Below are 10,894 nucleotides of genomic sequence, written 5' to 3'. Positions count from 1 at the left end.
TAAAAGCATTGCTATAAATGATGGCTATGTTGTACTTTCTAAGCGTAGTTTAAGGCTATATGAATCAAGAGTACTAAACTAGTTGATTACGGCTTTAATGTTTAAAGGTCCTAAGCACTTTTTTGTGTTGTGTTGATCTACGTCAAAGTAAGAATAACGGAATACCGCTACTATTCCCTTACTCACTGATGGAGTTTATTGTGTCAGGCATTTATAAGTGGTTTAAATTAGTACTAATAGCTGCGCTGCTTTCACAGCACGGCTTTGCTATGACGAACCCAATTAAATGTGATGGTCACGACACATCAGAATCTCATATGTCCTCAAATGATTCCTTATCAAGCGTAGAACATACTACTTTAAATAATCACACACTTCATTCAGAAAAGAACCAGGATGTACAGCACTGCGAAGGAAATGATCAATCGATATGCGCGTGCTGTATAGGTGCTTACTGTGCAACTTCTTTAACCCAATTTTGTATACTTTCAAATATTGAAATTCTGATAAGTGAAAACATTAAGCAAAGCTCATTTTCAGATATAAATATTACCCCTTTAATTGGTATACACTCTCCTCCCTTCCACCCTCCGATTAAGAGCTACACATAAACTCAGTGAGGCTTTTCTCTAAGTTTTCTTTACTAATCAATTGCAATCAAAGAATGTCTTAGACGATCAACTGCTTAATTAATATACATTAAGACACTGTTTGCTATCAGTAAACGAACAGCAAGTATTATCCGCCTCACTTAAAAACGCATTACATCTTAGAACCGAAAGTTTCACGAGTTACATGCCTATTGACCTGCGTCCCACACACAGGTTTAGCCTTTAGGTATAAGTAAAATTTTAGGTTAAAGACATCGGAACAACTATGAAAGTAAGAGAGATCGCAAGCGCCTTTGCTACAACGCCAGATACTGTTCGCTATTACACGCGCTTGCAGTTAATAACGCCGGCAAAATCTGACAATGGTTATAAATTCTATTCAACGAAAGATGCTTCCAGGTTGCGGTTTATATTAAGTGCAAGGCATTTAGGTTTTTCAGTTGAAGATATCAAGCAAATTCTCAGAGAAGCAGATAATGGAAAGACCGCTTGTCCCCTAGTTAGAACCTTAATTGCAAGAAGGCTAGCAGAAACAGAAAGACAATTTAAGGCAATGTTGTTACTCAGGCAAAATATGATGCTGGCAGTAAGGAAATGGGGAGCAATGGGTGACAAAGCCCCATCCTCACACGTGGTCTGTCATTTAATAGAAGAGTTTGAACACACCGTCCTGGAGGAAAACATAAATGACAGAACTTAATGCAGGTGTTTCTTCAGAAAAATTGTTGTCCGTCAAAAAACAAGTCTTCTAAAAATAGGAAAAAAGGAGAGCACTATGAGTGCAGAAGTAACACAGCGACAATTAGTGATAGAAGGCGCCGGATGTGCCAGTTGCGTTGGAAAAATAGAAGCTGCCTTGAAGCAGACGCCGGGAGTGCAGAATGCCGAAATGAACTTTGCAGACAGAACAGTACTTGTATCGGGTACAGCGGATTCTCAATTATTGGTTCAAGCAGTAGAGTCCGTTGGTTACAACGCAAAGCCTTTCGAAGATAAGCCTGACACTGATGTAGTCGATGAAAAAGAAGCAGCGGATAGGACCTATTACAAAAAGCTGATGCGAGATACTTTCATTGCGCTTTCGCTAGGTATCCCTCTAATGACTTATAGCATTGTTGTCGACGAAATGACGGTCGAGACTAATGTCGAGAGGTTGTTGTGGCTAGCAGTTGGCCTACTGACGCTGGGTGTAATGTTCTTTTCCGGCCGGCATTTTTACATCGGTGCGTGGAAGAGCTTTAAAAATCATTCTGCCAATATGGATACACTCATTGCACTTGGTACAGGCACAGCATGGTTCTATTCGATGTTGGTAGTGTTGGTACCTGAAGCAGTGCCGTTAATGGCAAGGCACGTTTATTTTGAAGCTACAGCTATGATCATTGGTCTAATTGATCTGGGGCTTGCCTTAGAACTAAAAGCCCGCGGAAAAACCTCAGAAGCAATCAAACGTTTAATTGGATTACAAGCGAAAACAGCCACGGTTATTCGCGACAATAAAGAGGTCCAGATCGCTATCGAGCAAGTGCTTTTTAACGATGTCATCAAAGTCAGGCCTGGAGAAAAAGTGCCTGTTGATGGTGTTGTTGTTGAAGGCCATACGTCAATCGACGAGTCCATGCTAACCGGGGAACCGATGCCAGTTGAAAAATCACATGACGATGAAGTCGTTGCTGGAACTCTCAACAAGTCAGGAATGTTTCTATTTAAAGCAACTCGAGTAGGTAAAGACACGGCACTGGCGCAAATCATTGCAATGGTTAAACGCGCACAAAATTCAAAGCCGCCTATTGGGCGCTTGGCCGATGTGATATCCGCTTACTTTGTTCCTGTGGTCATGATTATATCTGTGCTCAGTGCGCTAGCATGGCTGAACTTTGGCCCTGAGCCCGCACTGGCATTTGCCATAGTTTCGGCCACCACTGTATTGATCATTGCTTGTCCATGTGCATTGGGCTTAGCCACGCCGATGTCAGTTATGGTGGGGGTTGGAAAGGCTGCTGAAGCCGGCGTGCTAATTCGCAACGGCGAAGCGCTACAAACGGCATCAAAAATCAGTGTGATGATACTGGATAAAACCGGAACGATTACGGAAGGTACACCCAAGGTCACTGACATAATTTTAGCCAATTCCAGTGATGAAAAGATAGTGCTGCAATTGGCAGCTAGTCTGGAAAATGGTTCAGAGCACCCATTAGCAATGGCGATAGTAGAAAGTGCCCACGACCAGGGCATTGAGCTGCTGAAAACCGAAGAGTTTAATGCGATTACCGGTATGGGGGTTGAAGGCCGTTGTGAAGGAAAGGCCTTATTGTTTGGTAACAGCAAGCTTATGGCTTCAAAAGGGGTGGGCATAGGTAATTATTCAGAGAAAGCACAAACACTGGCCAAAGACGCCAAAACTCCCATGTATTTCGCTGTAGATGGACAACTCGCTGCCATCATAGCGGTTGCCGACCCGATAAAACCTGACTCTGTTTCTGCCATCAAGCGTCTTCAGGCTAATGATATCCGGGTCATCATGTTAACGGGGGACAACAAAGAAACTGCTGCTGCAGTGGCAAAGAAAGCGGCAATAAGCGAGTTTTTTGCTGAAGTATTGCCCGAAGATAAGGCCAACAAAGTACATGAATTACAGCAGCAGAGAGAAGTAGTGGGTATGACTGGCGATGGAATTAACGATGCTCCGGCTCTTGCCTTGGCTGATGTTGGCTTTGCCATTGGTACAGGAACGGACGTTGCCATTGAAAGCGCCGATATCACCCTGATGCGCGGCTCGTTGCATGGTCTGGCCGATGCTATAGCGGTCAGTAAAGCCACCTTGCGCAACATTAAGCAAAACTTGTTTGGTGCCTTTATCTACAACGTAGCAGGTATACCTTTTGCGGCGGGCGTGCTCTATCCATTTTTCGGAGTATTGCTAAGCCCAGTTATCGCCGGAGCCGCCATGGCATTTTCTTCGTTAACAGTGGTATCAAATGCGAACCGGCTTCGCCTATTTAAGGCAAAGGACCACTAAGGAGTTTTCTTATGATGATAATTAATATTGTAGGACTTACGGTTATTGCACTGATTATTTGGTGGTTTTGGTTATACACGCCTGATCAGACAGTTACTGAAAGTAACGAAATACTCATAGAAGTAAAAAATGGCGTGTACTCACCAGCGTCTATTCAGGTAAACGCAAAACAATCTGTTACGTTGAAGTTTTTGCGCAAAGATGAGTCTCCCTGTTCCGAAGTACTGCTAATTCCTTCATTAGATATCAGTGAGCAGCTAACGCTTAATGATGTAACACCAATTCACCTCGAAAACGTCCCACAGGGCGAACATACTTTTCACTGCCAGATGCAGATGTATCGCGGTGTTCTTACGGTGGTATAGGATGAGTCATGAAAAACAGTCACCCCAGATTTTGGTCAACACCTACAGGGTGGGCTGCATTAGCGATGATCGCTGCCGTTACTTATTTTTTAATTTTCGAACATGGTCATCATGTCCTTCAGTTTCTTCCCTATTTGATTTTATTGCTGTGCCCATTCATGCATATATTCATGCACAGTAGCCACGGTAAACACGGACACGCCCACGAACATTCTCGCGACAGTGAGAATAAGCAGAAAAGTTTTCAGGAATTGAGTGATAACAACGCGGCTTATCGTTATGGCTTATGGTCAATGGTGATACTGAACTCAGCTATTTTATCTTTTTTGCATTCAGTTTTGTAAAGCCAAAATCTTCCACCGACTGGCGAAGCTTGGGGATATTCTCTGCGTTTATTGTAGCCCTGTTTACCGAGATGTATGGCTTCCCACTCACTATTTATTTCTTATCAGGTTGGCTTGCTGAAACCTATCCGGAAGTAAACTTTTTTGCGCACGAAAACGGACACCTGTTGCATACTTTCTTTGGTTTAAATGGCGACGCCCACTGGGACCCATTTCATATCGCTAGTATGCTATTTATTGTTGCAGGATTCTTCATTTTATCCTCTGCATGGAGTGTTCTACACCACGCTCAGAAGAACCATTATCTAGCAAAGACAGGATGGTATGCGCTGTGTCGCCACCCTCAATACTTAGCTTTTATACTGATCATGTTTGGTTTTTTGTTGCAATGGCCGACCATTCCGACACTGGTCATGTTTCCTATTTTAGTTGCTGTGTACATAAAACTGGCAAAGCGTGAAGAAATGCTAGCTACAGCTGAATTTGGTGAAGAGTATGTGAGTTATATCAAAACTACTCCAAGCTGGCTCCCAAGTCTCAACTCAAAAGGTGAAAATCATGAAAAAACTCTTTAAATCAACTGCTTTTTCGATCGCGTTAGTAATGATTGCAACAGCGCAAGCTCAACAGATGAATGAGCACAAGCATCAGGCATCAGACAAACCAAAGATGCAAATGGGAATGAATATGTCTGATAAAGATATGCATATGGCGCATGCAAAAATGAAAGCAATGAAGGAAGACGTTCAGGCAATCAAATCAGAAAGAGATCCACAGAAACAACGTGAAATGATGAATAAAAACATGCAATCCATGATGGGAATGATGGATAAGATGCATGAAAAAATGGATGCGCAGCCCATGCAAGATCAAATTACTATGGCAGAAATGCACCTTAATATGATGAAAATGATGATGAGGAAAATGACTGGAAACCATTTATCTGAATCTGAGAAGCATTCAAATCAACACTGAGGAAAAAAGATATGAGTGATTTAGACCACAGAGTCGGTGTCAGAGAAGCAAATTTAGTCGTTCGGAATTTACGGCTCAGCAATGTCTATGAGGCAAATTGCGAGCCCCTAATTGAAGAGATTGACAAGCTCTTTGGCATTGATGAGGTGAGCTACAACATCAAAGAAGGGGCTATTCACCTGGCATATGATGCGACACATATCGATTTAGACGGTATTGAAGCGATCATTCGAAAACACGGCGCAGATCTTCACAATGACTGGTGGAGACACACAAAAGAAGGTTATTACCAGTTTGTAGATCAAAATATAAAAGACAATGCGACGCACAAACCGTGGAGTTGCCACCACTTGCCGCAGGGCGCTCACAGGAAGCGTACATAACCTTATTGTGCTCTACGTTCTCACTCAACAACAATGCTGAGCGATGTCGTTACATTATGATGCTGGCTTTAAGGAGGCGTAAGATGAAAATTCGAGAAAATGTATTTGCGTTCGCGTGCGCCGCATCGTTCAGCTTCGAGAGTGTTGTTAGTTCTTTGTTCATTATTACAATGCCCGACATGATGTCACCCATGGCTGGTAATATAATGTTTTCAGACTGGCAAGGGATGATATGGAACGTGCCTTTATTGGGTGTAGTGATAGGCGGAGCTTTATGGGCTTTGTTCGCAGGTGTACTGGGTTGGCTTATTGCCAGTATTTACAATAGGCAGCTGTAGTAGTGAGGGCTAAATAAATAGTCAGTATTTGTCCTTTTAGCACAGGTACGATATTTGCTGATATCTACTGCCACATAAATTTAAACTAACGGTGAGATATTATGATAACCAATAATTCAGAATTAGCCTTACAGCAAGCCATGCAACTACCCAGTCAAACCAATACAGAGAAGCAGGGTTGTAGCCAGCCACCTGAGTCAAAAGGACAGGAGTTTGCTGAAATAATGAATACACTGAAGCAGCAAAAAAGCGGTTAAAGTGTGCCACGAGTAAAAATAACCGGCACGCTAATGCCGGTTAATTCCTTTCCTATTCATAACAACTGCGCTTACCTTTTAGGCTGCTACTCTGCCTACGCTGAATATTGTCTTACTCCGTCGATGTAGTTCATGAACAGCTTCAATGATTTGCATCAGTTATAATTTTTATCATCATCATCATACGCATGGAGCTTTAGAAACCATTTCTCAGCCGCGAATACGATAAGAAGTCCAGCCACAGAAATCCCAACAATGAAGATATCTGATTTTGCTTTCACCCACATAAAAGATAGAAGAACAATGATATCGAGAATAATTGCACTGACTAGTACCCAAGCTTTAGCTTGCACATCATCTCGTAAATGCTTGAACACTCCCCAGTGGATGAAGATATCCATTACGATATAAAAAACTACACCGATGGAGGCTATGCGGCTCAAATCGAAGAATATGGTAAGAAATATTGCGATGACTAACGTATAAATTAAGGAATGTCTTCTTATATCTCCCGGTAATGAAAAATGACGGTGAGGCACAAGTTGCATTGATGTAAGCATCGATAGCATTCTTGAAACAGCGAAGATGCTGGCAACGACACCGGAAGACGTGGCAATAATCGCGAAAGCTATAGTAAACCAAGCACCATACTGGCCGAATGCGGGTCGAGATGCTTCAGCAAGCGAATAATCTTTTGCCTGTATTATTTCGCCAATTGATAAATTTGCTCCTACTGCAACTGCGACAAAAACATAAAGTACCACACAAATGGATATAGAAATGACTATGGCCCTTCCTACATTTTTTTCTGGTTGTTTGAGCTCGCCTCCGCTGTTTGTGATTGTAGTGAATCCTTTGTATCCCAAAATACCAAGTGCCACGGCTCCGAGAAAACCGGTTGCGCTGGTATCTTGCGGTTGAGCTGAAACGCTCTCAAACGACAAACCGGTTGCCCACAGCCCACCAATTGCCAAAACTGCAAGTCCTGCTATTTTGATAAAAGCCATAATAAATGAGAGGGTCTGTATGAATTGATTACTCAAAATATTAACAATGAATGCCACAATAAGAAGACTCACGCCAAGCGCTGGTATAAGCCACTCAGCGCCCTGAGAGTCAAACAATTGTAGGACATAAGTGCCAAAAGTGCGGGCTACCAAACTTTCATTGATAACCATGGAAAAAAACATTAGCAATGCACAGGCACCAGTCAGCAGACCTCTACCATAGGCTTTTTTCAGAAACATGGCGATACCACCTGCAGAGGGGTATTTCTGTGCCATTTTGATGTAACTGTATGAGCTAAACCCTGCAATTATCGCTGCAACTAAAAACGCAAAAGGAAACCATGTGCCTGCCAGCTCTGCTATTTGCCCGGTTAAAGCAAATATACCAGCACCTATCATTACACCAGTTCCCATCGATACCGCGCCCCAGAGGCTTAACGAATCTTTCCTGTTTGAATGCTCGTGTTCATTCATATTGGTTACTCCTTTATGTCATGTGAGCCTGAGTAACAACAAAAGCAACCTGCAGCAAATATAAGGACACAGGCCCATTACAAAACAAATTCGAAGACGTGTAGAAAGAAATAACTGGCAATGGCATACCAGTTATTTCATTTTTAGCGTAGGGCGTTTAAAACCAAATCCTTGCACCTAACACTACACCAGTTTCACTGGTTGACTTGCCTTCAGCCTTTAATGCATCAGCTGTATTTCCCAAAGCTTTGCTGTAATAAACACCGACATAAGGTGCTACCTCCCTCACTATTTCATGCCGATATCGCAAACCAATACGAATATTACTCAACCCGCTTTGACGGTCATACTTTTCAGAATCGGTGAGGTTGGCAACAACTTCCAGTCGCGGTTGCAGATAGGAAACTTGACTTAGTTGCCAGTCATATTCGGTTTCATTGATGAACTGCATGTCACCGTCTTCGTTAATACGCAGTGAATTTTCCATTTCAAACCAGTAAGGCGCTAGACCTTGATAACTGACCACCGCATAGTTTTCCATATCCGCATCGGATGACAGCTCTCCCTTTATGCCCACACCAAATTGTATAGACCAAAAAGAAGAAACGAGATAACCGTACAACAGTTCTGCTCGTTCCAGATCAGTAGGCATTCCATCGTTTTGTGTATTTTCGCCTTCGCTTTTAAAAACAAGACGATGGTAATCTCCGCCATACCACGCCTGCATGTCCCAGACCGCTATATTTTGCTGCTCATCAGTGCGAGTATATTCAAGCCGGTCAAATAGAACTTGGCCAAAATATTCATTAGGAATAGGAGATGGCCAGTCATCTCTTGATTGAGCCAAAGCATTGTCAACGCTCAAAGTTAATGTTATTAGGCCTGCTATTAATATCTGTTTCATTTTAATCTCCTATGCGACCTGTACAACACGAAACATACCTGCTTCCATGTGGTATAGCAGGTGACAATGAAACGCCCACTCACCGGGGGCATCTGCGCTGATTTGTAACGAGACCTTCTCTCCAGGCTTGAGGCTGATCGTGTGTTTACGAGGTCTTGGATATTGGCCGTTTTCAAGTTCCATCCACATACCATGTAAATGAATAGGGTGATCCATCATAGTGTCATTAACCAAGATCAGACGTAGTCTCTCGCCATAATTGAAACGTACATATCCGTCTACTTCACTAAACTTTTTGCCATCGAACGACCACATGTACCTTTCCATATTGCCCGTTAAGTGAAGCTCAATTTGACGTTCCGGCTCTCTTTCGTCAGGCCAAGGACTTTCACCGACTAAATCTGTATAAACAAGGACACGATGTGGGCTGTCTTCCAAACCGATCCCAGGTTCATCCAACCTAGAGCTTGGATTTTTAGCAATCATCGCTGCACCAGCGCCGTGCCCGTCTTCGCTGTGGACAATGTCTATGCTTTCTACTGGGAGCTTTTTGGAGGGGGTCATTTCTCCTTCCATTTGGGTGCCATGCATTGTATGGGCGCTATGCTGCCCCATTCCTTTCATTTCACCTTTTGGAGCAGCCATGCCCGAGCTGTCGACCTTGGACTTATCCATATTCATGCCTTTCATACCAGACATGTCCATCCCCATCGCCGCCATGCCACGCTCTGTGATAACTCGCTGTGGGGGAACCTCTGCAGTAAGGCCAATTGACGGGGTTAGGGTGCCACGCGCATATCCACTTCTATCAAAACTTTCCGCAAAAAAGGTATAAGCTTTTCGCTCTTTTGGCTGAACGATTACGTCATAAGTTTCCGCTACTGCAATTCGAAATTCATCCACATTTACTGGTTTAACAGGCTGACCATCTGCAGCTACAACCGTCATTTCAAGCCCTGGGATGCGAAAGTCGAAATAAGTCATCGCAGAACCATTTATAATCCTCAACCGGATTTTTTCGCCTACTTTAAACAGGGCCTGCCAGTTGTCCTGTGGTGTCCGGCCATTCATTAAGTATGTATATGTACTGCCTGTAACGTCAGCTATATCGCGAGGGCTCATACGCATTGCACCCCACATAGCACGCTCTTCCCATGTATCGGCAAACCCTTTTTTCTTTACGTCTTCTAACGTGTCGAAAATAGTTCGCTTTTGATAATTGTAATAACCTTCCGCTACCTTCAGTTTTCGCATAACTTCATGGGGGTCTGAAAACGTCCAATCGCTTAAAATAATTGTATGTTCCCTATCAGCCCCAATGTCTCCATTTGCAGGGTCGATCACAAGAGGTCCTAAATGGCCCAACTGTTCTTGGAGGCCTGAATGACTGTGGTACCAGTAGGTGCCGTTTTGCTCGACATCGAATGCATATTTAAATGTTTCGCCAGGTTTTATTCCGGCAAAGGAAACTCCCGGAACGCCATCCATATCTGGTGGTAAAATAATCCCGTGCCAGTGTATTGAAGTATCTTGGTTAAGGTGGTTAGTTACATTGAGGTGCGCTCGCTGTCCTTCTTTCAATCTAATCAACGGGCCCGGCATTTGACCGTTGATCGTTATAGGTGAGCCCATATTTGAGCCTATTGGCAATTGCGCTTTTGACACATTGAGATTTTTAATATCACCTGTCAAAACTTGATCTTTAAAATGGCGACCAACAGGTGCTGCCCATAGAGGACTAACGTTGGTTAACGCAGCCGCAGCGCTCGAGGTTAGGGCACCGAGCACAAATCTTCTGCGACCGTTGTCGATAGAATTTTTCATAGTTTTTAGCCTTTGAATTGATACTAACTGGACGAAGGAAGTTCATCCATTTAAAAAGTATTACTAACTAAGTCAGTGCCTTAGGCTATCGGTGGACGAAAAGGTGGAGTGAAAATTTTGAAGGGAACAGCTAGAGCGATAATGTCATACTGCTCAGCAAACGTTGTTTCAAATTGACGAATGGGAACGTAAAAAAGACTTGTAAAGTGGTAGCAATTGGTAGCTATACACATACATCCATCATTGCAGCAACCTGATTTACCCGAATGCGAGGGGTGTCCATCAGTGTGAGCGCTTTGATGCTTAGAACTAGGTGAACTGCTACGTTTCTCCTCATGAGCGTCTGCGAATTTGTGAGAAACCTTAGTTAATGAGCTATGTTCATCCATTTTC

At 43.2% G+C, this 10,894-nt stretch carries 10 protein-coding genes and 2 pseudogenes; 9 read left to right on the top strand and 3 right to left on the bottom strand.

The window, feature by feature from the left end; all coding sequences use genetic code 11:
- Window positions 1-876: 876 nt before the first annotated feature.
- The 9 genes and pseudogenes from LHL20_RS14980 to LHL20_RS14940 all read left to right on the top strand — a co-directional run bounded on the left by LHL20_RS14980 (window position 877) and on the right by LHL20_RS14940 (window position 6,292).
- Window positions 877-1,311 (top strand): MerR family transcriptional regulator, encoded by a 435-nt coding sequence (locus tag LHL20_RS14980; RefSeq protein ID WP_226433880.1) that lies wholly within the window; start codon window positions 877-879, stop codon window positions 1,309-1,311.
- 75 nt (window positions 1,312-1,386) lie between these two features.
- A complete protein-coding gene (locus LHL20_RS14975; RefSeq protein ID WP_226433879.1) occupies window positions 1,387-3,630 on the top strand; it encodes a heavy metal translocating P-type ATPase in 2,244 nt (747 codons plus the stop codon).
- A gap of 11 nt (window positions 3,631-3,641) precedes the next feature.
- On the top strand, window positions 3,642-3,995 hold the full coding sequence (locus tag LHL20_RS14970; protein ID WP_226433878.1) for a cupredoxin domain-containing protein: 354 nt from the start codon (window positions 3,642-3,644) through the stop codon (window positions 3,993-3,995).
- A gap of 8 nt (window positions 3,996-4,003) precedes the next feature.
- A pseudogene (locus LHL20_RS21315) lies at window positions 4,004-4,195 on the top strand (DUF2933 domain-containing protein); the annotation flags it as partial.
- A gap of 93 nt (window positions 4,196-4,288) precedes the next feature.
- Window positions 4,289-4,914 (top strand): annotated as a pseudogene (locus LHL20_RS14960) (methyltransferase family protein).
- Complete coding sequence (locus tag LHL20_RS14955) at window positions 4,898-5,314, top strand: hypothetical protein (protein WP_226433877.1); 417 nt, start codon at window positions 4,898-4,900, stop codon at window positions 5,312-5,314. The pseudogene LHL20_RS14960 and the gene LHL20_RS14955 overlap by 17 nt, the downstream one beginning before the upstream one ends.
- Before the next feature lie 11 nt (window positions 5,315-5,325).
- Window positions 5,326-5,697: a cation transporter gene (locus tag LHL20_RS14950; RefSeq protein WP_226433876.1), complete on the top strand. Its 372-nt coding sequence runs from the start codon at window positions 5,326-5,328 to the stop codon at window positions 5,695-5,697.
- Window positions 5,698-5,780: 83 nt separating this feature from the next.
- Window positions 5,781-6,035: a DUF5676 family membrane protein gene (locus LHL20_RS14945; RefSeq protein WP_156141719.1), complete on the top strand. Its 255-nt coding sequence runs from the start codon at window positions 5,781-5,783 to the stop codon at window positions 6,033-6,035.
- Between the two features lie 101 nt (window positions 6,036-6,136).
- Complete coding sequence (locus LHL20_RS14940; protein WP_012516914.1) at window positions 6,137-6,292, top strand: hypothetical protein; 156 nt, start codon at window positions 6,137-6,139, stop codon at window positions 6,290-6,292.
- Window positions 6,293-6,447: 155 nt separating this feature from the next.
- Here the strand turns inward: LHL20_RS14940 and LHL20_RS14935 are convergent, their stop codons facing one another.
- From LHL20_RS14935 to LHL20_RS14925, 3 genes are all read right to left on the bottom strand, one after another.
- Complete coding sequence (locus LHL20_RS14935; protein WP_012516915.1) at window positions 6,448-7,773, bottom strand: APC family permease; 1,326 nt, start codon at window positions 7,771-7,773, stop codon at window positions 6,448-6,450.
- Between the two features lie 157 nt (window positions 7,774-7,930).
- Window positions 7,931-8,677 (bottom strand): copper resistance protein B, encoded by a 747-nt coding sequence (locus LHL20_RS14930; protein ID WP_226433875.1) that lies wholly within the window; start codon window positions 8,675-8,677, stop codon window positions 7,931-7,933.
- A 9-nt stretch (window positions 8,678-8,686) separates the two neighbouring features.
- Window positions 8,687-10,501, bottom strand: a complete 1,815-nt coding sequence (locus LHL20_RS14925; RefSeq protein WP_014978042.1) for a copper resistance system multicopper oxidase — start codon at window positions 10,499-10,501, stop codon at window positions 8,687-8,689.
- Window positions 10,502-10,894: the final 393 nt, after the last annotated feature.

The sequence above is a fragment of the Alteromonas sp. McT4-15 genome, assembly GCF_020515205.1.
In the GTDB taxonomy this organism is placed as follows: Bacteria; Pseudomonadota; Gammaproteobacteria; order Enterobacterales; family Alteromonadaceae; genus Alteromonas.
The sequence above is the reverse complement of the archived record's forward strand: the minus strand, read 5'-3'. Positions and strand labels throughout refer to the sequence as shown.